General features: G+C 72.5%; 23 protein-coding genes and 1 pseudogene. 11 read left to right on the forward strand and 13 right to left on the reverse strand.

The window, feature by feature from the left end:
* Positions 1-52: 52 nt before the first annotated feature.
* Genes OHS33_RS01115 through OHS33_RS01130 form a run of 4 tightly spaced genes read right to left on the reverse strand, consistent with a single transcriptional unit; the run spans position 53 to position 5,045 of the window.
* A complete protein-coding gene (locus OHS33_RS01115; RefSeq protein WP_330328469.1) occupies positions 53-1,930 on the reverse strand; it encodes a glycoside hydrolase family 35 protein in 1,878 nt (625 codons plus the stop codon).
* Complete coding sequence (locus tag OHS33_RS01120; protein WP_330328470.1) at positions 1,927-2,838, reverse strand: carbohydrate ABC transporter permease; 912 nt, start codon at positions 2,836-2,838, stop codon at positions 1,927-1,929. The genes OHS33_RS01115 and OHS33_RS01120 overlap by 4 nt, the downstream gene beginning before the upstream one ends.
* Positions 2,835-3,734: a carbohydrate ABC transporter permease gene (locus OHS33_RS01125; protein ID WP_330328471.1), complete on the reverse strand. Its 900-nt coding sequence runs from the start codon at positions 3,732-3,734 to the stop codon at positions 2,835-2,837. The genes OHS33_RS01120 and OHS33_RS01125 overlap by 4 nt, the downstream gene beginning before the upstream one ends.
* Before the next feature lie 45 nt (positions 3,735-3,779).
* Positions 3,780-5,045 (reverse strand): ABC transporter substrate-binding protein, encoded by a 1,266-nt coding sequence (locus OHS33_RS01130; protein ID WP_330328472.1) that lies wholly within the window; start codon positions 5,043-5,045, stop codon positions 3,780-3,782.
* Positions 5,046-5,227: 182 nt separating this feature from the next.
* Here OHS33_RS01130 and OHS33_RS01135 point away from each other — a divergent pair, with 182 nt between their 5' ends.
* The gene (locus tag OHS33_RS01135) at positions 5,228-6,280 is read left to right on the forward strand and encodes a LacI family DNA-binding transcriptional regulator (protein ID WP_330328473.1); all 1,053 of its coding nucleotides are present in this window, start codon (positions 5,228-5,230) and stop codon (positions 6,278-6,280) included.
* A gap of 34 nt (positions 6,281-6,314) precedes the next feature.
* On the opposite strand, the gene galK is transcribed toward OHS33_RS01135, so the two are convergent.
* Together galK and galT are read right to left on the reverse strand one after the other, a co-directional pair.
* A complete protein-coding gene (galK, locus tag OHS33_RS01140; RefSeq protein ID WP_330328474.1) occupies positions 6,315-7,502 on the reverse strand; it encodes a galactokinase in 1,188 nt (395 codons plus the stop codon).
* Positions 7,499-8,530, reverse strand: a complete 1,032-nt coding sequence (gene galT / locus OHS33_RS01145; RefSeq protein ID WP_330328475.1) for a galactose-1-phosphate uridylyltransferase — start codon at positions 8,528-8,530, stop codon at positions 7,499-7,501. Before galT ends, galK begins: the two co-directional genes overlap by 4 nt.
* A 59-nt stretch (positions 8,531-8,589) precedes the next feature.
* Here galT and OHS33_RS01150 point away from each other — a divergent pair, with 59 nt between their 5' ends.
* Positions 8,590-9,384: a DeoR/GlpR family DNA-binding transcription regulator gene (locus tag OHS33_RS01150; RefSeq protein ID WP_330328476.1), complete on the forward strand. Its 795-nt coding sequence runs from the start codon at positions 8,590-8,592 to the stop codon at positions 9,382-9,384.
* A 49-nt stretch (positions 9,385-9,433) separates the two neighbouring features.
* Here the strand turns inward: OHS33_RS01150 and OHS33_RS01155 are convergent, their stop codons facing one another.
* The 4 genes from OHS33_RS01155 to OHS33_RS01170 form a co-directional block, all read right to left on the reverse strand.
* The gene (locus OHS33_RS01155; protein ID WP_330328477.1) at positions 9,434-10,060 is read right to left on the reverse strand and encodes an LUD domain-containing protein; all 627 of its coding nucleotides are present in this window, start codon (positions 10,058-10,060) and stop codon (positions 9,434-9,436) included.
* A gap of 407 nt (positions 10,061-10,467) precedes the next feature.
* On the reverse strand, positions 10,468-11,802 hold the full coding sequence (locus OHS33_RS01160; RefSeq protein ID WP_330328478.1) for an FUSC family protein: 1,335 nt from the start codon (positions 11,800-11,802) through the stop codon (positions 10,468-10,470).
* Positions 11,803-11,804: 2 nt separating this feature from the next.
* On the reverse strand, positions 11,805-12,440 hold the full coding sequence (locus OHS33_RS01165; RefSeq protein ID WP_330328479.1) for a disulfide bond formation protein B: 636 nt from the start codon (positions 12,438-12,440) through the stop codon (positions 11,805-11,807).
* Positions 12,441-12,442: 2 nt separating this feature from the next.
* Positions 12,443-12,601 (reverse strand): hypothetical protein, encoded by a 159-nt coding sequence (locus OHS33_RS01170; protein WP_330328480.1) that lies wholly within the window; start codon positions 12,599-12,601, stop codon positions 12,443-12,445.
* 121 nt (positions 12,602-12,722) lie between these two features.
* Here OHS33_RS01170 and OHS33_RS01175 point away from each other — a divergent pair, with 121 nt between their 5' ends.
* Positions 12,723-13,403, forward strand: a complete 681-nt coding sequence (locus OHS33_RS01175) for a GntR family transcriptional regulator (protein ID WP_330328481.1) — start codon at positions 12,723-12,725, stop codon at positions 13,401-13,403.
* A 27-nt stretch (positions 13,404-13,430) separates the two neighbouring features.
* Here the strand turns inward: OHS33_RS01175 and OHS33_RS01180 are convergent, their stop codons facing one another.
* Positions 13,431-14,225 (reverse strand): SsgA family sporulation/cell division regulator, encoded by a 795-nt coding sequence (locus OHS33_RS01180; RefSeq protein ID WP_330328482.1) that lies wholly within the window; start codon positions 14,223-14,225, stop codon positions 13,431-13,433.
* Between the two features lie 327 nt (positions 14,226-14,552).
* Between OHS33_RS01180 and OHS33_RS01185 the strand changes: the two genes are divergently transcribed.
* The 6 genes and pseudogenes from OHS33_RS01185 to OHS33_RS01205 all read left to right on the forward strand — a co-directional run bounded on the left by OHS33_RS01185 (position 14,553) and on the right by OHS33_RS01205 (position 18,522).
* A complete protein-coding gene (locus tag OHS33_RS01185; protein WP_330328483.1) occupies positions 14,553-15,836 on the forward strand; it encodes a sensor histidine kinase in 1,284 nt (427 codons plus the stop codon).
* A gap of 5 nt (positions 15,837-15,841) precedes the next feature.
* Positions 15,842-15,991 (forward strand): annotated as a pseudogene (locus OHS33_RS39755) (response regulator); the annotation flags it as partial.
* 217 nt (positions 15,992-16,208) lie between these two features.
* Positions 16,209-16,496 carry a response regulator transcription factor gene (locus OHS33_RS39760; protein ID WP_443065399.1) on the forward strand — a complete coding sequence of 96 codons (288 nt, stop codon included), beginning with the start codon at positions 16,209-16,211 and terminating at the stop codon, positions 16,494-16,496.
* 152 nt (positions 16,497-16,648) lie between these two features.
* Positions 16,649-17,233, forward strand: a complete 585-nt coding sequence (locus OHS33_RS01195) for a hypothetical protein (RefSeq protein ID WP_330328485.1) — start codon at positions 16,649-16,651, stop codon at positions 17,231-17,233.
* A 108-nt stretch (positions 17,234-17,341) separates the two neighbouring features.
* Positions 17,342-17,902 carry a signal peptidase I gene (locus tag OHS33_RS01200; RefSeq protein ID WP_330328486.1) on the forward strand — a complete coding sequence of 187 codons (561 nt, stop codon included), beginning with the start codon at positions 17,342-17,344 and terminating at the stop codon, positions 17,900-17,902.
* Positions 17,903-18,138: 236 nt separating this feature from the next.
* Positions 18,139-18,522 (forward strand): SsgA family sporulation/cell division regulator, encoded by a 384-nt coding sequence (locus OHS33_RS01205; RefSeq protein ID WP_330328487.1) that lies wholly within the window; start codon positions 18,139-18,141, stop codon positions 18,520-18,522.
* A gap of 1 nt (position 18,523) precedes the next feature.
* Here OHS33_RS01205 and OHS33_RS01210 read toward each other — a convergent pair whose 3' ends face one another.
* Positions 18,524-20,632, reverse strand: coding sequence for a transglycosylase domain-containing protein (locus tag OHS33_RS01210; protein WP_330328488.1), 2,109 nt, complete (start codon positions 20,630-20,632; stop codon positions 18,524-18,526).
* 429 nt (positions 20,633-21,061) lie between these two features.
* Between OHS33_RS01210 and OHS33_RS01215 the strand changes: the two genes are divergently transcribed.
* Both OHS33_RS01215 and OHS33_RS01220 read left to right on the forward strand, forming a co-directional pair.
* Positions 21,062-21,724, forward strand: a complete 663-nt coding sequence (locus OHS33_RS01215) for a response regulator transcription factor (protein ID WP_330328489.1) — start codon at positions 21,062-21,064, stop codon at positions 21,722-21,724.
* Between the two features lie 179 nt (positions 21,725-21,903).
* Positions 21,904-22,875, forward strand: coding sequence for a hypothetical protein (locus OHS33_RS01220; protein ID WP_330328490.1), 972 nt, complete (start codon positions 21,904-21,906; stop codon positions 22,873-22,875).
* 174 nt (positions 22,876-23,049) lie between these two features.
* Here OHS33_RS01220 and OHS33_RS01225 read toward each other — a convergent pair whose 3' ends face one another.
* Positions 23,050-23,805, reverse strand: a complete 756-nt coding sequence (locus OHS33_RS01225) for a response regulator transcription factor (protein WP_330328491.1) — start codon at positions 23,803-23,805, stop codon at positions 23,050-23,052.
* Positions 23,806-23,849 lie beyond the last annotated feature (44 nt).

Below are 23,849 nucleotides of genomic sequence, written 5' to 3' on the forward strand. Positions count from 1 at the left end.
GGCTCGTGGAGGGCGAGCGGGGTGTGGAGCGGGGCCGGGCCGAGCCGGGCCGTCAGTCGAAGGTCTCGACGAACTCTTCGGCCGGGCCGAGGTCCGGCCGGTCGCACAGCACGACGCCGTCCCCGAAGTGCTCCAGTTCGAGCACGGTGAGGGTGTTGCGGCCCGCGTGCAGGAACGGGTGCGGGAGGTAGAGGGTGCGCTGCGGTCCCACCTCCCAATAGCGGCCCAGCAGGCTGCCGTTGACCCAGAGGAACCCCTTGCCGAAGCCCGGCAGCGCGAGGAAGGTGTCGGCCGGTTCGTCCAGGGTCAGCCGGGCGGTGGCGAAGCCGGTGGTCCCGTCGGCCGTGGCCGCCCCGCCGGGGGCGGCGAGCGAGGGGGCCCGCGCGATGTCCCCCGGCGTCCATTCGTCGAGGGGCAGCCGGTGCATGGTCCAGCCGTGCACCAGGCGCCGGTCCACGCGCACCCCGCCGAGGATGCCCTTGCCCTGGCCGAGGAGCGGTCCGTAGTTGATGCGTCCCTGGTTCTCCACCAGGAGCTCCAGCCGGATCCGCGCTCCGGTTCCGGACACGGTGCAGGAGGAGGTCTCCTGGTCGAGGACGGCCACGGGCACGCCGTCGGCGAAGACCTGGGCCCGGTCGTGCAGTCCGGTGACGGTCAGCGCGTGGGTGCCGGGCGGCAGGAGCGGGTGGGCCGTGTAGAGCACCAGGCCGGAGGACTGGCCGAGTTCCTCGAAGCTGAGCGGTGTGGGCGCGTGGACCGGTGCGCCGGCCCGGCGCAGTGCGTCCAGGAGGGCCGCGCCGCGGGTCACCGGCAGGGTACGGGGTGCCAGCAGGGGCGGGTCGGGGGGCAGTGGGCGGTTCGCGGCCGGGCCGCCGGGCGCGGTCAGTTTCTCGCGCAGTGCGTGGAACTTGGGGGTGAGCGCGCCGTGTTCGGCGATGGGTGCGTCAGAGTCGTAGCTGGTGACGGTCGGTTGCAGCCGGTCGCCGTCGTGGTTGGCGCCGGACCACAGGCCGAAGTTGGTTCCGCCGTGCGCCATGTAGAGGCTGACGGAGCCGCCCGCGCCGATGATGTCCGCGACGGATTCGGCGGCGTTCGCGGCCGAGCGGACGTGGTGCTTCTCGCCCCAGTGGTCGAACCAGCCGTTCCAGAACTCGGCGCAGAGGAAGGGCTCGTCGGGTCGGCGGGAGCGCAGGAGCGCGGCCGCCTCCTCGGGGCGCGAGCCGAAGGTGGCGGCCGCGAGTTCGCCGGGGACGGTGCCGCCGTCTTGCATCAGCGGGGTGGGGCCGTCGGCGGTGTAGAGGAGTTCGGTGATGCCGCGGTCGGTCAGCGCGTCCCGGACCCAGCGGACGTAGGCCTGGTCGTCGCCGTAACTCCCGTACTCGTTCTCGATCTGCACGGCCACGACGGGGCCGCCGTGGCGGGCCTGGAGGGCCGCGATGCGCGGGATCAGCTGGTCGAACCAGCGCCCGACCGCCTCCAGGAAGGGCGGGTACGAGGTGCGCGGGCGCATCCCGGGCGTGCCGGTGAGCCAGGCCGGGAGCCCGCCGTTGTCCCATTCGGCGCAGATGTAGGGGCCGGGGCGGACGATCACGTCGAGTTCCGTGCGCTGGGCGAGGCGGACGAAGCGGTCCAGGTCGCGCCAGCCGTCGAACCGTGCGTCGCCCGGGGCGCGTTCGTGGAAGTTCCACGGGACGTAGGTGTCGACGGTGTTGAGGCCGAGGGCGGCCACCCGTCGGAGGCGGTCCTCCCACTGCTCGGGGTGGACGCGGAAGTAGTGGAGGGAGCCGGAGAGCACGCGGTGCGGCCGGCCGTCGCGCAGGAAGGCGCCCTCGGCGTGCGTCAGCGTGGCCGGGTGCCGCCCCGCCGTGGGCGTGTGCGTGGGCGTGGGCAACGGCGCGGGCGTGGTCAACGGCGGGGTCGTGGTGGTCATTTGACGGCTCCGGCGGTCATGCCCGCGCGCCAGAACCGCTGGAGCGCGAGGAAGGCGATCAGGAGGGGGGCGACGGAGACCAGCGATCCGATGACGACCAGCGCGGGCGGCACCGCGACGTGGCTGGCGTTCCAGCCCACCAGGCCGACGGTCACCGGTTGCAGCCGGTCGTCGCCGAGCACCATCGCGGGCAGCAGGTAGTTGTTCCAGATCTCCACGAACTGGAACAGGAAGATGGTGACCAGGGCCGGGAGCATCATCCGGACCCCGATGGCCCGGAAGATCCGGAACTCCCCCGCGCCGTCGATCCGGCCCGCCTCCAGCACCTCGTCGGGCACGCTCTGCGCCGCGAACACCCGGGCCAGGTAGACGCCGAAGGGGCTGACGACGCTGGGCAGCAGGACGGCCAGTGGGTTGTCGATCAGGTGGATGCCGGAGAACATCAGGTAGAGGGGCAGGGTGAACAGCACCTTGGGCACCAGGACCGCCGCGAGCACCAGGGCGAAGACGGCGCTCCGTCCCGGGAAGTCGAACTTGGCGAGCGCGTATCCGGCGAGGGCCGAGAACGCGGTGCCGAGCAGTGCCCCGGTGCCGCAGTACAGCACGCTGTTGAGCATCCAGCGCCAGAAGATGCCGCCGTCCTGGCTGCTCAGCCGTCCGATGTTGTCGAACAGGGCGAAGCCGTCGAACCACAGGCCGTTGCCGCTGAACTGTTCGCCGAAGGGCTTGGTGGCCGAGACCAGCAGCCACCACAGCGGGGCGAGGAAGTAGAAAGCCGACAGGGCGAGGAGCGCCGTGACGGTGACGCGGCTGACCGCGCTCGTGTCCCGTCGCGACCTGATCGCCGGCCGGGTGGCGGAATGGGTCCGGATGGCGGGCGGGGTCCGGGTGTCGTGGAGGGTGGTCATGCGGGCTCTCCCCGGTCGGTCAGCTTGAAGAACACGAACGACACGACTCCCACGAGCAGGGCGAGGATCACCGACTGGGCCGCCGCGTACGGGTAGTTCCCGGCGGCCACGGCGCTCTGGGCGGACATGATCGGGGTGAAGGCGGAGGAGAGGGAACCGGCGGACACCGGCTGGAGCACGGCGGGTTCGTTGAAGAGCTGCGCCGATCCGATGATGGAGAACACGGCGGTGAGCACGAGCGCCCCGCGCACCGCCGGGATCTTGATGCTCCAGGCGATCCGGAACGCGGACGCGCCGTCCATCCGCGCGGCTTCGAGCACCTCGCCGGGGATCGCCTGGAGGGCGGCGTAGATGATGATCATGTTGTACCCGGCCCAGCTCCAGGTGACGATGTTCGCCACCGACCAGAGCACCAGGTGCTCCGCGAAGAAGGGGATCTCCAGCCCGAGGGGTTCCAGCAGCCGGTTGACGGGGCTGGACTGCGGCGAGTACATGAACGACCAGACGAGGGCCGCGCTGACGCCGGGGACCGCGTACGGGAGGAACCCCGCGAGCCGGAAGAAGCCCTTGCCCCGTGCGGAGCGGGAGTCGATCAGCAGGGCCAGCGCGAGCGCCACGCCGAGCATCACCGGCACCTGGACGAGCCCGAAGAGCGCGACGCGGGCGAGCGAAGAGGTGAACGCCCCGTCATGGAAGGCCCGTAGGTAGTTCCCGAGCGGGTGGAACTCCCTGGTCGGCGCGGTCAGGCCGAGCCCCGAGCGGCGGACGGTGAACAGGCTGCTGACCGCGGCGTAGACGATCGGGGCGATGTACACCGCCGCGAACAGGAGCAGGAAGGGAGCGCAGAACAGGAGCGCTCTCGGTCCGCGCGATGGCGGGGCGCTGACATGGGTCACGGGGGTCTTCCTTACTTTCGCTACTTTCGCTGCTTCACCGCCTCGCTATTTCGCGGTCCGGAGTCCCTGCTTCTCCATTTCGCCGAGCGTCTTGTCCTGCGCGGTGCGCAGCGCGTCGGCGACGGTGCCCTTGCCCGCCCACGCCTTGCCGAGGCCGTCGTCGAGGTCGGCGGAGGTCTTGGTCATCAGCGGTCCCCAGGTCCAGTCGGGGTCGACCTTGGGGGCGGCGGTCGCGAACACCTGGTAGATGTTCTGGCCGCCGAAGTAGGGGTCGGGCTTGAGCTGGGGCAGGGTGAGGAGGTCCTTCGCGGCCGGGTAGAGCGCGGCCTTGTCGACGAGGTCCCCGAAGGCCTGCCGGTCGGTGCTCATCCAGTGCGCGAACTCCCAGGCCGCCTTGGGGTTGTCGCAGCCCTTGAGGACCGCGGTCGCGGAGCCTCCGGCATTGCCGACCTTGGCGTCCCCGGCGTTCCACTGGGGCATCGGCGCGACCGCCCACTGGCCGGACCCGTCCTTCGCGCCGCCCTTGATGACCCCGGCCTGCCAGACGGCGCCGACGACGGTGGCGATGCTGCCGTTGCCCAGCCCCGTGTACCAGGCCTGGTCGTACATCGGGGCGCTGCTGATCAGCCCGTCCGAGGCCAGCCCCTGCCAGTAGTCGGCGACCTTCACATTGGCCGGGGACGCCATCGTGACCTGCCAGGCGTCGCCCTTGACCCCGAACCAGCTGCCGCCCGCCTGCCAGGCCAGGCCCGCGTAGTCGTAGTCCATGTAGGGCGAGGAGATGTACCGGTCGGGGCCGGAGGCGTGGATCTTCTCGGCGGCGGTGCGGTATTCGGCCCAGGTGGTGGGCGGCTGGAGGCCCAGCGAGTCGAAGACCTTCTTGTTGTAGAACAGCGCCATCGGGCCGGTGTCCACGGGGGCGCCGTAGGTCTTGCCGTCCAGGGTCACCGACTTCCAGGCGGCGTCCTGGAAGTCGCCCTTGACCGACTTCGCCTGCGCGGTGACGTCCTTCAGGGCCCCCTGTGCGGCGAAGCTCGGCAGGGTCTCGTAGCCGAGCTGGGCCAGGCAGGGCGCGTTCCCGGCCTTCACCGCGTTGAGCATCTTCTGGTAGCCGCCCTTCGCGCCGGGCTGCACCGTCTGGTAGCTGACCTGCGTCCCCGGGTGACTGGCGTTGAAGGCCTTGACGGCATCGGCGTAGCCGGGTGCCCATCCCCAGAATGTTATCGATGCCTTTCCGGCCTCCGGTGCCGGATCCGCCTTCGAGCACCCGCTGGCGGCGAGTGCGAGAACAAGGGAGCCAAGGGCTCCCATACAGCGGATCGTCGTACGCTTCACAGCTTCTCCTCCGGCCGTTGCACCTCGATGGATCGGAACTATGGCAGAGAATGTTATCGATGCCAATGGGTGCCACAGCTATCCTTCGGTGAAGGTCAAAGGCCAGCTGAAGCGGTATGGGAGCGATATCATCCGTGCTTGTGACGGCAAAGGAACCCATGGTGAAGCAGAGTCCCGGTGACCAGGAACGTCCGCCGGGGATGGCGGACGTGGCCCGGGTCGCCGGGGTGTCCGCGCAGACGGTGTCGCGCGTGCTCTCGGGGCACCCGAACGTCCAGGACAGGACGCGGGCCAAGGTGGTGGCCGCGGTGGAGCAGCTCGGCTACCGCCGCAACAACGCGGCGCGGATGCTGAGTTCGGGCCGCAGCCGCACCATCGGCGTGGTGACCCTCCAGACCACGTCCTATTCGCGGGCCGCCGTCATCTCGGGCATCGAGAACACGGCGCAGGCCGCCGGGTACGCGGTCAGCACCGCGACGACGACCTCCCTGGACACCTCCGCCATCGAGCGGGCCCTGGCCCGGCTCGCCGACCAGGGCGTCGAAGGCGTCATCCTGTCGGTGCCGCTGATCCACAGCAGCGACCGGATCGAGCAGCTCACCCGGTCCACGCCCACCATCACGATCGACGGCTCGCGCACGGACGCGACCGGGGTCGTGGCCGTCGACCAGGACCTCGCGGCCCGGCTGGCGACCCGGCACCTGCTGGACCTCGGACACGAGACGGTCTGGCACGTGGCGGGGCCCGCGCGGTGGCTGGAGGCCGCGAGCAGGCGCGACGGCTGGCGGACGGCGCTGGAGGACGCGGGCCGGTCCGTGCCGCCGCCGCTGGAGGGTGACTGGTCACCGGGCTCGGGCTACCGGGCCGGGCTCATCCTCGGCCGCATCCCGGACGTCACCGCCGTGTTCGTGGCGAGCGACGAGATGGCCTTCGGCGTGATCAGGGCGCTGCACGAGTGCGGGCGCCGGGTGCCCGAGGACATTTCCGTGGTCGGCGTCGACGACATCGAGCTGGCGGAGTACTGCACCCCGCCGCTGACCACGGTCGCGCAGCCGTTCGCCCACATGGGAGCGCTGGCCGTGGCGCAGCTGCTGCGGCACATCGCGGACCCCGGCGCGATGGCCGTTCCCGCGTCCGTGGAACCCGAACTCGTCGTACGGGCGAGCACCGCCCGCTGTCCGGACGCGGCGGGAGAACCCGGCCCGGGCTGAGCCCCGGACCGGGTTCCCCCGTACGTCCGGCAGCTCAGCCGACGCGGCCCGCGCCCCGGGACGGGACGGCCGTCAGGACGGCCGGCGGGTGGTGGCCCGCGCGCGCGAAGGCGGCGGTGACGGCCCCGGTGACCGAGGGCGCGAGGGCGGCGGGCACCAGGGCGATCACCGAGCCGCCGAAGCCGCCGCCGGTCATCCGGGCCCCCAGGGCTCCCGCCCCGACCGCCGTGTCCACGGCGAGGTCGGTCTCCGGGCAGGACACCCGGTAGTCGTCCCGCAGGGACGCGTGCCCGGCCGTCAGCAACGGGCCGAGGGCGGGGGTGTCACCGGCCGCGAGGCGGGCGGCCGCCTCGGCGACCCGCGCGTCCTCCGTGACCACGTGCCGGACCAGGGGCGCGAGTTCGGCCGGGAGCGCGGCGAGCGCCTCGCCCAGCCGGTCGGCGGGGAGGTCACGCAGGGCGGGCAGCCCGAGCAGGCCGGCCGCGCGTTCGCAACCGGCGCGCAGGGCGGCGTACGCGCCGTCGCCCAGGTCGTGCTGCACGCGGGTGTCGATGACCAGCAGCACCAGGCCGTGGGCCGCGAGGTCGAAGGGCACCTGCCGGTGCTCCAGGGTGCGGCTGTCGAGGTGGAGGGCGGCCCCTTCGGCGCAGCACAGGGAGGCCATCTGGTCCATGATTCCGCAGGGCACGCCCGCGAAGGCGTTCTCGGCCCGCTGGGCGATCCGGGCGAGTTCGGGACGGGGCAGCGCCAGTCCGTACAGGTCGTCGTAGGCGACGGCCACCGCGCATTCGAGGGCGGCCGAGGAGGAGAGGCCCGCCCCGGTGGGCACCGTGCTGTCGATGTGGAGATCGGCGCCGCCCACCGGGTGTCCCGCCTCGGCGAGGGCCCAGACCGTGCCCGCCGGATAGCGGGCCCAGCCCGAGACCGTGCCGGGGGCCAGGTCCGCGACGCGGATCTCGGTGATCCGGTCGCCCTCGCGGGCGCTGTGCAGCCGCAGGACGCCGTCGTCCCGGCGCCGGGCGGCCACGCGGGTGGTCTGCGGCAGCGCCATGGGGAGGGCGAAGCCGTCGTTGTAGTCGGTGTGTTCACCGATGACGTTCACCCGGCCCGGGGCGGCCCAGACGCCGTCGGGGAGGCCGCCGTAGAGCGCGCCGAAGGCCCGCGCCGAGCGGGCTGCGTCCGGGGCGTCCGGAACGCGGCCGGGGTGGAGGTCGGGGCTCACATCGCCTCCCGCAGGCGTCGTGCGGCCGTCTCCGGCGCGATGTCGTTGATGAAGGCTTCCATGCCGGATTCGGTCCCGGCCAGGTACTTGAGCTTGTCGTCCGTCCGTCGCACCGTGAACAGCTCCAGGTGCAGGGCGAGTTCGTCGCCGCCGCGGGCGGGCGCCTGGTGCCAGGCGGAGATGTACGGGGTGGGGTCGGGGCGGTCGAAGAGCCGGTCGAAGCGGCGGAGCAGGTCCAGGTAGACGCCGGGGAACTCGGCCCGTTCCGCCTCGGAGAGCCGGGTCAGGTCCGGGACCCTGCGGTGCGGGTAGAGGTGCACCTCGTAGGGCCAGCGGGCGGCGTACGGCACGAAGGCGGTCCAGTGCTCGCCCCGCAGCACCACCCGCTCCTCGGCGGCCCGCGCGCGGGCGACGAGGTCCTCGAAGAGGTTGCGGCCGGTGGCCGCGCGGTGCGCCGCGGCCGCGGCCGTCATCTTCACGGTGCGCGGGGGCGCCGCCGTGAACGCGTAGACCTGGCCGTGCGGGTGGGCCAGGGTCACGCCGATCTCGGCGCCGCGGTTCTCGAAGCAGTAGACCTGCTCGACACCGGGGCGGGCGGACAGCTCCGCGGTGCGGTCGGTCCACACGTCCAGGACCAGCCGGGCCCGGTCCGGGGTGAGGTCGGCGAAGCCTCCGGCGTGCTCGGGGGTGAAGCAGACCACTTCGCACCGGCCCGCCTCACCGGCCAGGGAGGGGAAGCGGTTCTCGAACACCGCGACCTCGTAGTCGGCCGCCGGGATCTCACTGAGCCTGCCCCCTCGGGAGGGGCACAGGGGGCACTCGTCGGCGGGCGGATGGTAGGTGCGGGCCTGCCGGTGGGCCGCGATGGTGACCCAGTCCCCGGTGGCCTCGTCGCGCCGGAGCCGGGGCCTGCTGTCCACGGGGTCCAGCGGCCGGAGGTCGGGCGCGGCCTGGCGTGCGGGGCTGCCGTCGGCGTCGTAGTAGATCAGCTCACGACCGTCGGCGAGTTGCGCGATGCTCTTCTTCACCGAACAAGACTAAACAAACTTCCTCAAGAATCAACAGGTGCGGGTGTTATCTTGAGGCCATGCAACTCGCTCAGCAAAGACGCTCGTTCATCCTGGAGACGGTGCGCCGGGAGGGCGCGGTACGGGTGACCGAGCTGGTCGAGCAGCTCGCCGTGTCCGACATGACCGTCCGCCGGGACCTGGACGCGCTCGCGGCGCGCGGTCTGGTGGAGAAGGTGTACGGGGGCGCCGTCCGGGCCCCCGAGGCCCGCGGCGAGGAACCGGGGTTCGACGCCAAGACGCCCCTGGCCACCGCCGCCAAGGCGGCCATCGCGGAAACGGCCGCCACCCTGGTCGAGCCCGGCAGCACGGTCGCGGTCTCGGCCGGCACCACCGCCTGCGCGGTCGCCGCGCGGCTGCTCGACGTCCCCCGGCTGACCCTGCTGACCAACTCTCTGCCCGTCGCCGAACTCGTCCGGGCCGCGTCCCGCGAGCGGGGGGAGGCCGCGGTTCCGTCCCTGCTCCTCACCGGCGGCTCCCCCACCCCGTCCGCCGCGCTGGTCGGCCCGCTCGCGGACATGGTGATCTCCACCCTCCATGTCGACCTGCTGATCCTGGGCGTGCACGGAGCGAGCGAGGAAGCGGGACTGAGCACGCCGAATCTGGCCGAGGCGCAGACCAACCGGGCGCTGATCGGGGCGGCCCGGCGGATCGCCGTCGTCGCCGACCACAGCAAGTGGGGCACGGTCGCGCTGAGCAGCTTCGCCCCCCTCGACCGCGTCGACTGCTTCGTCACGGACGCGGGGCTCCCAGAACCGGCCCGCGAGGTCCTGGCGGCCACGGTCGGCGAACTCCTGATCGCCGGGGCCGAGTAGCCCCTCGGGGCGGCGGCGCGGCCGATCCGGCGGCCGGAACCGGCGGCGGTCAGGGACGGTCCGGGGCCTGGGTTCCGGTGACGAAGACGACGTCGAGGGTGCGGGTACGGGTACGGGTACGGGTACGGGCGCCACGGCGGGGAGTGGGCGCGGTCGTGGCCGTGGCCGTGGCGGGAGCCGTGATCCAGGTGACGGCCCGGTCCGGGGCGAGCAGCCGCCGGGCATCGGCGGGGCCGCCGACGGCCTCCGTCGCGTACAGGACGCAGATGTGGTGGCCCGGCAGCCTGCTGAGGGCCTCGCCGCCCTGGCTGGTGCCGCCGTCGACGAGGGCGATGTCCCCGGTTTCCGCGACGGCCAGGGCGCAGCCGGTGATCGCCGCGTCCGTGGCACCGAGCAGCCCCGGGGTGAGCGAAGGCCCCTCGGACCGCAGCGCCGTCGCCGCGGGCAGGGCGGAGAGCCACTCCCGCGGTACGTCGGCGGGTACGGCCACGCTGGACGCCGCGTGCCCGGAGACGAGGTCCGCGATGACGTGCGCGAGCCCGCGCGGGGTCGTCCGGTGTACGGCAACGGCCCGTCCGGCGGCGCGGGGCACCGGCCAGTCGCCGGACACGCTGGACGCGGGCGCGGGCATGCCGGGGGCGGGCGCGCCGAAGGCGGGCGCGGCTGGCGCGGGCACCCCGGGCTCTCGCACCGCAGGCGCGGCTGGCGCGGGCGCAGGCGCAGGCACCCCGGGGGCGGCCACGGGTACCGCGGGGGCAGGCGCGGGTACCGCGGGGGCAGGCGCGGGTACCGCGGGGGCAGGCGCGACGGGCGCGGGCATGCCGGGGGCGGATGCGGCAAGCGCGGGCATCCCGGGCTGCGGCACGGCGGGCACGATCACGCCGCGCGCGGGCGCCGCTGGCGCGGGCACGGGCATCCCGAGGGCAGGCACGGCGGGCGCAGGCGCGGCCATCCCGGGCGCGGGCACGCCAGGAGCGAGCACAGCAGGCGCTGCCACACCAGGGACGGGCACCGCAGGCGCGGGCATCCCCGGGGCAGGCGCGGGTACCGCGGGGGCGGGCGCGGCGGGACCGCGGTCCGGGGTCATGCGGCACCGTCCGCGGACGCGCGGCGCGGCCGGAAGGGGCGCCGCTGGAAGGGGTGCGTTCGGTGGCGGGGCCACACCACGTGGCCGAAGGCGAGCGCGACGAGGCAGGCCAGCAGAGTGTCCACGACCCGGGCGGCGGTCTCCGCCGGACCGGCCACGGCGGCCGGGTTGGCGAGGACGAGGACTATGACGGTGGCGAGGGACGTGTGCCCTGCGTACGACCGGTCCGTCACCCCGGGCACCAGGGCGCCGACGACGACGGCGACCACGACCAGCACTCCCCCGTGCGGGGCGAGGACGGCCAGGGCGGCGGCGACCAGCACTCCGGCGAGGGTCCCGGCCGCGCGGTGCAGGGCACGCCGGTGCAGGGGCATGGCATCGAGCCGGAAGACGAGACAGGCGGTCAGCGGCAGCCACGAGGCGTGCCGGGGGTGCAGCGCGACGGCCACGGCCGCCGCGAGAGCGACGCACCCGGCGAGGCGCAGCGCGTGCCGGAGGTCCGGTGCGGTCGGGCGCAGCAGCGCCGCTGCCGTCCGCACGCGCGGGCCCAGCGACACCGCCACCCTCCGCACACGCGGGCGCAGCTCCACCACCGCCACCCGCACGCGCGGACCCGGCGACGCCGCCGCCCTCCGCAAACGCGGGCGCAACTCCACCACCGCCACCCGCACGCGCGGGCCCCGCGACGCAGCTGGCTTCCGCAGGCGGGGGCCAAACGGCGCCGCTGCCTTCCACCGACGGGGCCCAAACGGCGCGGCTGCCGCGCGCGGGCGACGGCCGTCGTGCCGTCGCCCGTACGGTCGCCCCGCCCCGGCACGGGCAACCCCGCGCGGCCCGAACCGGTCGGCGACCACCCCGGCCGCGACGAGCGCGAGCATCGGCGCGCAGCCCAGCAGGTAGAGCCCGGCCGCCTGCCCCACGGGAACCCTCGCACCGAGGCCGAAGCCGATGCACGTGAGGATCATCAGCTTCAGCCCGGCGAGCTGCGCCGCCTGGCCCTTGGGCCACAGCACTCCGGCGGCCAGGCCCGAAGCGGCCATCGCCGCGATCTGGCCCGGCCCGGAGGAGTGGACGAGGCAGCCGAGTACCGTCCCCGCCGCCCCGGCCGCCATCACCGCGGCGAGCCGCCCGGCGCGGGTCCGCGCGGGGCCCGTACCGTCGGCGTTGATCGAGCACAGGCCGCCGACCACGAGAGCGGAGGCGCCGTTCACACCGGTCGCGACGGCCACGGCCGAGGCGCAGGCGAGGGCGAAGGCGGCGCGGAGCGTCCGGTCGGAGCGCAGGAGGCACAGGAGGCGTCGGAGGCGCAGGGGGCGTCGGAGCGCGCGCACGGTCAGCCGAGGAATTCGAAGAGGCGGTAGCCGTCGGGGCGGTGGAGCAGCAGCAGGTGCAGGCCCTGCTCGGCGAAGCAGCTGATCAGGTTCGCGGCGATGAAGGCCGCGAAGATCCACAGGACGGTCTTCGAGCCGGTGGTGAAGCCGGTGGCGCCCGGCGCCGCCTCGTCGCTCATCACGCAGGCCGCGCCCGCCACGAGTGCGGCGATGAAGAAGGTGACCAGCGCCCAGGTGTAGAGGTGCAGCCCCAGCAGCGGCGTGTCGAATCCGGGGTCGGTGGGGGCTATGTGGAGCAGCACCTGACGGCCGGAGACGATCGCCGAGAGCAGCGCGGTGATGACGGACAGGCCGAAGCCCGTGGCGTAGTCGCCGCGGGTGATGGCGCCGTCGCGGGATTTCGCGATGATCCAGGCCGGCCCCATGGCGGTGAGCATCATGCCCATCCGCTGGAGCATGCAGAGCGGGCAGGGGTACTCCCATTTGCCGAACTGGAAGACGAAGCCACCCAGCATGACGGCGCACATGCCCAGGACGAAGAGGTGGGGCAGCAGCAGGCCGATGCGGCGAGTACTGGTGGTGGACATGATCGCTTGCTCCGGGTTTCCGGTCATGGTCATGGTCATGGTCATGGTCATGGTCAGAGGGAGATCGGGATGGCGCTGTGCGAGTGCACGAGGAAGGTCGCCAGCATCCAGACCGTCGAGACGGCGGTCATGAGGATCAGGGCGCGCTTGGTACGCCGGGTCACCGCGATCCACAGCGTGATGAGGATCAGCAGGAGGCAGAGGGATTCCATCGAGGGGACGCCTTTCACACTTCGCCCCATTCGAACCGGAATGGGGGCCTTCAGTACAACATAGATACAAGCTTAGATGCAAGAATGTGCCCATCCATCGGAGAGCAGGGAGAATGGATCCATGAGTCAGGGAAAGCCCGCCGCGGAGCGGGCGTACACGCACGTCAGGAACCGCTTGCTGGACGGCAGCTACCCGGGCGGGACGCTGCTGTCGGAGGGCACGGTCGCGGACGACCTCGCCATCTCCCGCACCCCGGTGCGCGAGGCGTTCCTGCAGCTCCAGTCCGAGGGATTCCTACGGCTGTACCCCAAGCGCGGCGCCCTGGTCGTGCCCGTCACCCTGGCCGAGGGGCGCGAGACGATGGAGGCGCGCCTCCTGCTGGAACTGCACGCCCTCGACTCCACGGCCGCCCGCGGCGAACAGGCCGTACGCGACCTCGGCGAGGCCCTGGCCACCGCGCTCGGAGACACCCGGGCGGAACCCCTCCCGCCGAGCGCGCTCGCCCTCGACGCGGGGTGGGGCTTCCACACCCGGCTGGTCGCCGCCTCCGGCAACACCATCCTCACGGGGATGTACGACCGCCTGTGGACCCGCCAGCTCCGCCTCGCCGCGGCCTCGATCGCCACCACCGAGAACGCGGACGAGGACATCGAGGAACACGCCGCGATCGCCGAGGCGTTGCGCCTCGGTCACGCCGTCCGCGCACGCCGCCTGATCGGCCTGCACACCAACGCGATTCTGCGCCGCCTCGGACTCGGGGACCACGACCTGCGGCTGCCGCCCGAGCCCTCCGGGCGGTAGGCCCCGTCCCCGTCCCCGTCCCCGACGTCAGGCCGGGGCCGAGACCAGCAGGTCCGCCCACATCGACTTGCCCGGTGCCACGCCCCGCTGGTGCACGCCCCAGGCGACGGAGACCGAGTCGATGAGCATCAGTCCGTACCCGCCCCCGGCACGGCCCAGGGCGGGTACCGCGTCGGCGCCGAAAGGGTCGGCGTCCCGCCCGTCGTCCTCCGCATCGCCCACTTCGATCCGCAGGAGATCGCCGAGCGCCATCCGCAGTTCGAAGGCTCCCGCGAGCCCGTTCCCATTCCCGTTCCCATTCCCGTTCGGCACCCGGCCCGCGAGCAGTTCGGCGATCACCACCTCCGCCGCCTCCGAGCAGGCACCCCCGTGCGGGATCCCCCACTGCTCCAGTTGGTGCAGCGCGAGCAGCCGGGCGATCCGCGCGCCGCGCCGGGTGGCCTTGAACCGCTGGGCGAATTCGGCCCCGGGACGGGCACCCGGCCGGCCGGGGTCCACGGAGCGGTCGATGTCGAAGAAATGGTTCTCCATGCCGTACGGGACCAGGCTCCGCGTCTCGTCGAGCCACTTCGACAGCTCGCCCGCCGGGACCGCGAACAGGCAGGCGACCGCCGATTCCAGTTCGACGTAGACACGGTCCCCGCCGCCCGGCTCCGCGCCGCCCGGCCAGATCCGGATGCCCTCGTCAGCCACCGCCTCCACGCAGCCCCGGATCAGCAGGGCCCGCGAGACCACCCACGCGAGGCGGACGCCGTTGAAGATGCGGATCTCCACCTCGAAGGGCCGGGCCCGCTCGTAATGGAACGACCCCACGATGGGCACGGGCGCCTCACGCCCTCCCCGTCGTACGACGTCCACCTCGATGTTCCGGCACAAGCCCAGGGTCACAGCACGAACTCCAGCGGGAGGGAAGAAGCCCCGCTCGTCGGCGGGGCACGGACACACAGGTCCCCATTCCATGCCGTGGACCCGCTCCTGCGCGGCCAGCGGCCTTCAACCTTGGTCGACGATCGGGTCGACGAACGTCCCGCGCGCCGTTGACGAAGGACATCACCGTGCCGGGCGAAGGCGCGCGGGGCGGCGGTTAGCGTCGGCCAGTCCCCCAACCCCCCATCGACTGGATGGCGTATGTCTCTTCTGCACCGGGCCATGGCAGCAACCACGGAAAGACGGCCGTGGGCGAGCGGACGTGCGGGACTCCGCGCGCCACGGACCGTCCGCTTCGTCCCCGGCCGCTGGGGCGACGCCGCCTGGACCGCTCTGATGGCCGTGTACGCGCTCCACGTCGGCATCACCGGCGACGAAGGCTTCCTCCACGGCAACACGGCCCGCAGCGCACTCTGTCTCACGGCCGCCCTGGGATTCCTGCTGCTCTGCCGCCGGTCGGCGTTCGCGTACTGCGCCCTGGCCGCGCTCGTGTTCGCGGCCACCGACTTCTACGTCCCGCTGACCGCGGCCGCCTTCGCCCTGGGCGTCGTGGACCGTGACCGTACGGGAAGGCGGCCCGGCGGCCGGGGCGCCGCCATCGTGGTCGGCGTCCTGCTCTCCGTACAGGCCGGGTTGCTGGGCGGCTACCGCCGGGCCGCCGTCGAGTGCCCGGCCGTGTCCGTCGACCCGCTCCTGCTGCCGTGCGGGTTCCTCGAATCGGCGTACCGGTCCGCCGCGGCCGTCATCGCCGCCTACGCCCTCGGCGCCTACTTGCGCCGCTCCGCGCAGATGCGCTCCCTGAACCGGCGGCTCGCACGCGAACACGACCTGCGGACCGAGCAGGCCAGGATCAGCGAACGCACGAGCATCGCCGGTGAGATGCACGACCTGCTCGGCCACCACCTCGCCCTCACCGGCATCTACGCGGGAGCCCTTGCACTCAAGACGTCGGTCTCCCCCGAGGTGAACCGGATGGCGCGGGTCGTCGTCGACTCGAACACGACGGCGGCGCGGACCCTCCACCGCGTGGTGGAGATCCTGCGGCGCGAACCCACCGAAGACACCACGTCCGCACGGGACATGACGGCGCTCGCGGCCCGCGTCCGCGAGACGGGCTCCGAGGTGACCGGTCCCGAGAGCTGGGACGGCTTCGACGCACTGCCCGCGGTGACGCGGCGCGCGCTGAGCCGCATGCTGCGGGAGGCGGTGACCAACATCGTCAAGCACGCCCCGGGGTCCCGCGTCGGCATCTCCTTCGTCCTGGACGAGGACACCGTCGAGCTGACCGTGACCAACGGCCCCACCGCGCCGGGGCGCGCGACCGCCGCCCTGGCGGGCGGGTTCGGACTGGCGGGCCTGGAAGAGCGGATGGGCCTGCTGGGCGGCCTGCTCACGGCCGGCCCGCGGCCCGGGGGCGCGTTCCGGGTCCGCGCCGTACTGCCCCTGCCGGACCCCTGCCCGGCTCTGTCCGCGCACACCGTCCCCCGCGGCCCGGAGGCCCCGTGATCCGGGTGTTGATCGTCGACGACGAACCGCTCATCCGCAGCGGTCTGCGCACCCTGCTCGCCGGGGCCGGCGACCTCGATGTCGTGGGCGACGCGGCGAGCGGAGACGAGGCGGTACGAAGATGCCTGCGCGACCCCGTGGACGTCGTCGTGCTCGACATCCACATGCCCGAGGCCAACGGACTGGCCGTCGCCGCCAAGCTCACCGCGCTGCCGCGCCCCCCCACGGGTCCTGATCCTCACCAACCTCGGCTCCGACCAGAACCTGCTGCAGGCGCTCGACGCGGGTGCGAGCGGCTTCGTCCTCAAGACCGCGGGCCCCGACTGCATCATCAGTGCGGTACGGCTGACCGCCGCCGGGGGCTGCGCGACGATGCCCGACCTCGTCAAGGGCCTCCTCGGCGCGGCCCGGCTGCAGAGCCCGCGCCGGGCCCGGACGGCCCGCGCCCGGCTGGACGTACTCAGCGACCGGCAGCGGGAGATCCTCGCGCTCGTCGCCCGCGGGGACTCCAACGCGCGCATCGGCCGGAAGCTGGGCATGACGGAGGGAACGGTGAAGACCTACCTCTCGCGCATTCTGACCCTCATCCACGCCGAGAACCGGACCCAGGCCGCGCTCCTGATGTACGACGCGGGCTTCACCGATGAAGTCGGCAGCTGACCTTCTCAACAGTTCCGTTGACCTTGGTTGATTTTATGCGGCCGATACGGACAACGCCTTCTAGATTCATTCTCAGTCCACACGGACCGCATCCGATTCGGAATTCCGACCGGATGCCAGATATTTACGAATACTTAAGAAACAGGATTATCGTGAACGGCATCAAGCTCAAGACCCGCTTCAGCTCCAAGCGCGCCGCCGTGGCCGGTGCGGCCACCCTCATCGGCCTCGGCCTGATCGCGGGCGGCGGCTACTCGGCCTGGGACACCACCAAGGACGCTCCCAACAGCGGTACCGTCACCGCCGCCACGGTCACCCTCGACGCCGTCGAGAACCCCACGATGACCGACCAGTGGACGGCCAACCTGGACAACGCCCTTCCGGGCGCCTCGAAGGCCGGCTACCTCGACGTGTCCAACACGGGTACGACCGACCTCACCGTGGCCGGCACCCTCAAGGCCGACACCAAGAGCAACGGCCTGGAGGGCGCGCTGACCCTCAAGGTCATCGAGAGCACCACCGCGTTCGACGACCAGGCCCACGTGCCTGGCGACGAGACCGTGATCTACGACACCGCGACGGTCGACCAGACCGGTGTGAACACCGACCTCGGCAAGATCGCTCCGAACACCAAGGTCTACCTGAAGATCGTCACCACCCTGCCGTCGGACGCCGACGCCACGTACCAGTCCCAGAAGGCGGCGTACGACTACGGGTTCGTCGGCACCACCGCCTGATCCGGCACCCCGCCACACCAGCCGCCCCCGTCCTCCCCGGACGGGGGCGGCCCTCGTGCTTTCCCCCCACACCCCCTTCCCCCACCAGCAGAACCACAGGAGACCACCATGGACGCGCAGACCCCGAAGGGTCCGGCGAGGACCACCTACCGCGTGCTCCGCGGGCTGCTCCTCGCCGCCCTCCTCACCGCGGTCACGGCCCTGGGCGTCGGCCGCTTCTGCTTCGACCTGCGGTACGTCCCCGTCCTGACGGGCTCCATGGCGCCGGGCATGCCCACCGGATCCCTCGTCGTGCTCGCCCCCCTCCACCCCAAGGACATCCGGGTCGGCGAGGTCATCGCCTTCAAGCCGCCGGCCCCGTACGGCGAGCCCGGTGGCGCGCCCGTCATCCACCGTGTGCTGACCCGGACCCGGACGGACGGTACGACGGTGATCACGACCAAGGGAGACGCGAACCCCGTCGCGGACCCGTGGCGGATCCGGCTCGACTCCGGCACCTTCGGCAAGGCCGTCACCCACGTCCCGTACGCCGGGGGCGCCGTGACCTGGATCCGCTCCCTCGGCGGGTTCGGCTCCGTCGCGATCGCCGCCGGGGTGCTCGTCCTCGCCCTGGGCCTCCGGGCCTTCCGCCGGGCCACTCGCATTCAGGCGGGCGATGCCACGGCGTAGCCGCCGCGCCCGACCTCCTGAGAAATACCGAAGAGGCGCACGTCGATTCTTTCGACGTGCGCCTCTTCGACATTTCCCGGGATTCCGCCACCATGGTGTATCGATCTTCGACTTTCGTCGCCTGCCCGATCCTTAATGTGGTTCCCACGCCGGACACCAAGGCGCATTGCCCACTGCAAAAAGGAGTTCACGAAATGTCGTACGAGCGAGAGGTACGGAGAATACTCACGGGGCGCTTGCGGCAGCTCACCGGCGGCGACATCGACGTGCACAGCGTCTTCACCTACCGGGCCGACGACCCCTTCGCCGTGTCCATCGGCTTCTCGTGTGCCGGAGAGCACATCGAGTGGTGGGTCGGACGGGAGGTCCTGCACGAAGGGCTGATGTGGCCGAGCGGGATACCGGGCGCGGACATCCGCGTCCTGCCATTGGGGCGCCACGGCATGTCGCCCAGCATCCTCCTGGCCCTCACGTCCCCCTTCGGGAGGGCCTTGGTCGAGTTCGCGACCCACGAGATCGTGGCGTTCCTCAACGCCACCGACCAACTCGTGCCGCAGGGCACGGAGTCGGCGGAGATCGACATGGACGGCGCGATCGCCGACATGCTGGGCAGCGCCTGAATCAGCCGGACGTCGGGCCGGGGTCGGGTGTGGGGGTCGGGGTCGGCGTGGGAGTCGGCGTCGGAGTGGGGGGCGGCGTCGGAGTCGGGGTGGGCGTAGGAGTCGGCGTCGGGGTGGGCGTCGGCGTCGGCGTGGGAACCGGAGGCCGCGGGCGGGGCGAGGAGCGGGTGGGCGAAGGGGTCGGTGTCACCTGGCCCGGGTCGCCCTGGCCCCAGCCCGGGGGCACGGTGAAGGGCTGGTTCCGCTGCCCCTCCAGAGCGCTGTTCATGTACGCGGTCCAGATGCCCAGGGGGTAGCCCGAGCCGTTGACCCGGTCACCGCCGCCGAGTCCGGCGAGGGACATGTGGGCGTGCGTGCGCGGGTCCTCCCGGAAGAGCCCCACCGTCGTGGCCAGCGTGGGCGTGTAGCCCGCGAACCAGGCGGAGGTGCCGTCGTCCGTGGTCCCGGTCTTGCCCGCGGATCCTCCGGGGCGGTTCAGGGCCCGCGCGCCCCGGCCCGTACCGTCCTCGTCCCAGATGACTCCCTTGAGCGTCTGGTTCACCTCGTCGGCCACCGTCTTGCTGAACGCCCGCTCCGTGTCCTCCGTCGGCAGGTCCACCTGGTCGTCGCCGTGCGCGAGCCGGCTCACGGTGTGGGCGGGGGCGTGCACGCCTCGGGCCGCGAAGGTGGCGTACGCGCCGGCCAGGTCGATCGCGCTCGGGGTGACCGTGCCGAGCGAGGTGACCGGATCGCCCGTCAGGCTGGGCAGGTCCGGGAGGCCTGCGTCGAGCGCCGCCTGGCGGACCTTCTCGCCGCCGATGTCGGCGGCGAGTTGCGCGTAGACCGTGTTGGACGAGACGTCCATGGCCCGGCGCAGGCTGATGCGCCCGTACTGGCCGTCGTCCTCGTTGCTCAGGACCCAGGGCGCGCCCGAGTTCAGCACCGGTGTGCCGTCGGGGTTGCGGATGGTGACGTGGCTGTTCCCGTTGTAGGTGGCCTCGGGCGAGGTCCCGGCGCGCAGGGCCGCGGCCAGGACGAAGGCCTTGTAGGTGGAGCCGATCGGGATGTCGCGGCGGGTGGCGTCGTCGTAGTACTGGGTGAGGTAGTCGGGGCCTCCGTACATCGCGACGACCGCGCCGTCGCCGGGCACCACCGACGCGGCCGCCACGCGCACCTGCTCGTCGACCGCCCGGCTGCCGACGTCCAGCCCGGCGCGCAGCTCGCTGTCGACGGCCGCCACGAGCGCGTCCTGCTTGTCCTTCTCGAAGGTGGTGGTCACCTGGTAGCCGCCGGCCGCCCACTGCTGCTCGGTCAGCACCTTCCGGTCGCGGATCAGGTACTGCTTCACGGCGTCGACGAGATAGCCCGCCTGCCCCTTCAGCCCCGGCGCCACCTGGGGTGCCAGGGGCTCCGGGAAGGTCATCCCGGCCCGGTCGGTGGCGGACAGCCAGTGGGAGCTGACCATGCCGTCGAGGACGTAGTTCCAGCGGGCGATGACCCGGGCGCGGGTCTGCGGTCCGGCCTGGCTGACGTCGTACACGCTCGGTGCGTTCAGCAGGGCCGCGAGGTAGGCGCCCTGTTCGGTGGTGAGGTGTTCGGCGTCCACCCCGTAGTAGGCGCGGGCCGCCGCCTGGATCCCGTCCGCGCCCCGGCCGAAGTAGCTCGTGTTGAGGTAGGCCTCCAGGATCTCGTCCTTGCCGTACCGCTGCTCGGTCTTGACGGAGAGCACCAGTTCCTTCGCCTTGCGCAGCGCGGTCCGCTCCTGGGTCAGGTAGTAGTTCTTGACGAACTGCTGGGTGATCGTGGATCCCCCCTGGGCGGGACCACCGCCCCGGACGTCGGCCCAGAGCGCCCGCGCGGTCCCCGAGGCGGAGAATCCCGGCTCCTTGTAGAAGTTGCGGTCCTCGGCGGCCAGGACGGCTTCCTGGACCGGCTTCGGAACGCGTGCGAGCCGGACGTTCTCCCGGTTGGTCGACCCCGTGGAGGCGATGGGGGTGACGCCGTCGCTGTAGAAGAAGGTGTTCTTCTGTGCCTGCACCTCGGCGTGCGCGTCGGGCACGGGGGTCAGTACGTAGAACGCGGCGCCCGCCCCGACCGCGCCGAGGACGGTGAGACCGAAGGTCGTGACCACCTGCCGGACCGACGGGATCCAGCGGGTCGCGCCGGTGCGTCTGCTCCGCGGATAGTCGACGAGCCGCCGAGTCCGCCCCCCGCCCTTGCTCCCGCTCCGCCGACGGGCGGTACCCCGGGATGGTGACGGACGACGGTCTTTGTTCCTCATGCGGCGGTCCTTTCGCTCCGGCAATGTCCGGTAATGCTCCTTGTGTGGTCTGGGCCGAAAGTGCCGGAGCGTGTCAACCGGAGGGAGGAGGTACCGGGCCGGGAGTTGCGCGGCCGCGGCCCACGGCGCCCGTCAGGGGACTTTCGTTTACAAGCGGCGCTGCTCCGCGCCCACTTTCGTTGCAGGACGCGCGAAAGACTGGACCGGTCGAAAGGACGACACGCCTGCCGCGGAACGACCGGCGCGTGGACGTCACGCAAGCACCCTGAGGAGATCACCATGCTGACCGTTGCGCTCGTCGACGACGAGGCCCTGGTACGGGTCGGTCTCCGCAGCATCCTGGAGTCCGATCCCGACATCAAGGTGATCGCCGAGGCCGAGGACGGCGTCGGGGCCCTGCAGGCCGTGCGGCAGCACCACGTCGACGTGCTCGCCCTCGATCTGCACATGCCGGGCATGAACGGGATGACCTTGCTCAAGGAGATCCAGCGCACTCCCGGCGCGCCCCCGGCCCTCGTCCTCACCTCCTTCGCCGGTGACGACCAGCTGTACGAGGCCCTGGAGACGGGCGCCAGCGGATTCGTCCTCAAGGCGGACTCGCCGGAGGAACTGATCCGGGCCGTACGGACCGTGGCCGAGGGGCGGATGGCCATGTCGGCGCCCGTGCTGAGCCGCGTCGTGAAGGGCGCCCTCGCGCTGCGCGGCAGCATCGTCGACCCCACCAGCCGCAGCCGCATCGCGTCGCTGTCCGTGCGGGAGCGGGAGGTGTTCCTGCTGCTGGGGGAAGGACTCAGCAACGCGGAGATGGCCCAGCGGCTGATGATGAGCGAGGGCACGATGAAGTCGTACGTCTCCCGGGTCCTGGCGAAGCTCAAGGCCGCCAACCGCACCCAGGGCGCCCTGCTCTCGGCCCGCCACACGGCGCGCAGCCGGGAGTACTGACGGCCCTCGGAGGCTGCCTGTGCCCTCGGGCGCGCCTTCGGCTCCACTTCAGCTGCCGTCGGCTCCACTTTCGTTTACCCGGCCGGTGATGGGGTGGGGTTCCGGGTGCCCGACCGGCAGCCCTCGCCCCTCTCCTCCTCCCCCTCCCCCGACTCACCGCCCGCTCCCAGGAGTTCACCGTGACCACAGCCGCAACGCCCGACACCGCCGTCCACGAAGCGTCCTACCGGGAAGCCTTCCTGCCCCCGACGACCGTGCTGCTGCCCCACCGGTGGCGGCCGCTCCACGACCTGGTGCAGATCGCCGGTGCGGCGCCGACGGCCGAGGACGCGGTGCGGGCCGTCGTCGAGGCGGAGCCCCGCATGCACCGCGAACTGCCGGACCTGCGCAACAGGTACCGCTGGACCACCGAGATGACACAGGGCCTGGCCCGGACCCTCGCCCTGCTCGCCGCGCAGTGCGGTCAGGACCGGCTGCCCGAGCGTACGCCGGCGCTGACGGCCCTCTGGGAGGCCGTCACCACCCGCCTCGACACCACCAGGCTGGTGTCCTGGCCGGTACTGCTCTGCCGGGCCAACGCCGCGCTGCCGACCGCCCCTCCCCTGTCCATCACCCGTTTCGGCACCCTCATCAGGACCGCTGCCGAGATGGAGCGGCTGGCGGCCCGCACCCTGTCACCGGTGCTGTCCACCCTCACCGCAGCCGCCACACATCCGTCCGCCACGACCTGCGCCGTCCGTGAAGTGGCCACGCTCAGCCGCGAGATCCGGCTGCACCTGCGCCGCGCGGCGGGGCACATGGCCACCCTCCCGGCCCACCCGGGTGAGCGGCGCGTACTGGACGTCCTGGCCGCGACGGTGCCCATGCAGGGCGCGCTCCCGTCCCGCTTCGAGCCGCCGGCCCTGCAGATGAGCGACGCACTGCTCGGGCTGTACGAGCCCGGCCCCGGGTCCGCCGTACGCGAACCAGCCCTGCGCTGCCTGAACGCCGAGCAGCTCACCCTGCTCCGCCAGGCCCGGCGGATCGGCCGGAAGGTCCGGGCGACCGCCGCCACCCACCCGACCTGCGCCCAGCAGTGCCGCACGACGCTCACCCAGCTGGCGCACGCCCGGGTGGCGTTGCGGGAGTTGGCCGCAACCGCGCGCGGCTGAAGCCACATCGTTCGTGTACATGGAAGCAACTTCGGTTGCACCACCGGCACATAGCCTGCGATCACCGGTGGCCGTGGCACCCGGCCACGACGATGGGGCAGGTCAGCGTGGCCCGGGGTAGCGCGCTGCGGCCACCGGTCCGACGGCCCGCGCCGCCCGCAACGGTGCGGGCCGTCACCCTTCGGAAGGCAGACATTCATGACCGCTCGTCAGACCATCGCCCTGATCCTGGCCGATCGCCGTCCGCGCCGTGACCCCGTCCGGTCCGGTGGCCGTGGGCGGGACCGCGAAGCCGGGGCCCGCTTCCACGGCCAGCTGGGTGCGGTTGTGGACCCTCAGCTTCCGCAGGCACCTGGACACGTACGCCTTGACGGTGCCCTCCGCCACGCCGAGCCGCGCGGCGATCTCCCGGTTCGACAGTCCCTGGGCCACCCCGGCGGCCGTGCTCCGTTCGCGCTCCGACAGCGTGCCCATGCGCCGTTCGAAGCCTGTCGGCCACGGCGTCTCCTCGGCCGCGAAGCGGTCCATGAGGGTGCGGATCAGGGACGGTGCCAGGGCGGGCCTGCCCGCGGCGACGGAGGACACCGCGTGGACGAGGTCGGCCGGGGACGCGGACTTCAGGAGGAACCCGTCGGCCCCGGCCCGCCAGGCCCGTATCAGCGCGGCCTCGTCGCTGACGGTCGTGAGCACGAGGATCCCGGGGCCGGGCGGCAGCTCCCGAAGGCGCCGGATCACCGAGATCCCGTCCATGCCCGGCATGTCGAGGTCCAGGACGAGGACGTCCGGTACGTGGTCACGTACCGAGGTCAGGGCCTGGGCCCCGGAGCCGACCGCGTCCACGACCGCCAGGTCCGCTGCGGCGTCCAGGACCCCGCACAGCCCGGCCCGGACGATCTCCTCGTCGTCGGCGAGTACGACTCTGATCACCATCCGTGTCCTCCTCGTCGTTTCCATCGTCCTCGTCGGCCTCGTCT

Origin of the sequence: Streptomyces sp. NBC_00536 (assembly GCF_036346295.1) — a bacterium.
Classification (GTDB): Bacteria; Actinomycetota; Actinomycetes; order Streptomycetales; family Streptomycetaceae; genus Streptomyces.

What these genes read in the sequence shown, in the direction of transcription:
- OHS33_RS01185 (WP_330328483.1), top strand. Translation starts at nt 14,553, where the DNA reads ATGGCAGCAACCACGGAAAGACGGCCGTGGGCGAGCGGACGTGCGGGA.
- OHS33_RS01120 (WP_330328470.1), bottom strand. Translation starts at nt 2,838, where the DNA reads ATGACCACCCTCCACGACACCCGGACCCCGCCCGCCATCCGGACCCAT.
- OHS33_RS01215 (WP_330328489.1), top strand. Translation starts at nt 21,062, where the DNA reads ATGCTGACCGTTGCGCTCGTCGACGACGAGGCCCTGGTACGGGTCGGT.
- OHS33_RS01130 (WP_330328472.1), bottom strand. Translation starts at nt 5,045, where the DNA reads ATGGGAGCCCTTGGCTCCCTTGTTCTCGCACTCGCCGCCAGCGGGTGC.
- OHS33_RS01115 (WP_330328469.1), bottom strand. Translation starts at nt 1,930, where the DNA reads ATGACCACCACGACCCCGCCGTTGACCACGCCCGCGCCGTTGCCCACG.
- OHS33_RS01150 (WP_330328476.1), top strand. Translation starts at nt 8,590, where the DNA reads ATGCAACTCGCTCAGCAAAGACGCTCGTTCATCCTGGAGACGGTGCGC.
- OHS33_RS01165 (WP_330328479.1), bottom strand. Translation starts at nt 12,440, where the DNA reads ATGACCATGACCATGACCATGACCATGACCGGAAACCCGGAGCAAGCG.
- OHS33_RS01135 (WP_330328473.1), top strand. Translation starts at nt 5,228, where the DNA reads ATGGTGAAGCAGAGTCCCGGTGACCAGGAACGTCCGCCGGGGATGGCG.
- OHS33_RS39760 (WP_443065399.1), top strand. Translation starts at nt 16,209, where the DNA reads ATGCCCGACCTCGTCAAGGGCCTCCTCGGCGCGGCCCGGCTGCAGAGC.
- OHS33_RS01225 (WP_330328491.1), bottom strand. Translation starts at nt 23,805, where the DNA reads ATGGTGATCAGAGTCGTACTCGCCGACGACGAGGAGATCGTCCGGGCC.
- OHS33_RS01175 (WP_330328481.1), top strand. Translation starts at nt 12,723, where the DNA reads ATGAGTCAGGGAAAGCCCGCCGCGGAGCGGGCGTACACGCACGTCAGG.
- OHS33_RS01200 (WP_330328486.1), top strand. Translation starts at nt 17,342, where the DNA reads ATGGACGCGCAGACCCCGAAGGGTCCGGCGAGGACCACCTACCGCGTG.
- OHS33_RS01170 (WP_330328480.1), bottom strand. Translation starts at nt 12,601, where the DNA reads ATGGAATCCCTCTGCCTCCTGCTGATCCTCATCACGCTGTGGATCGCG.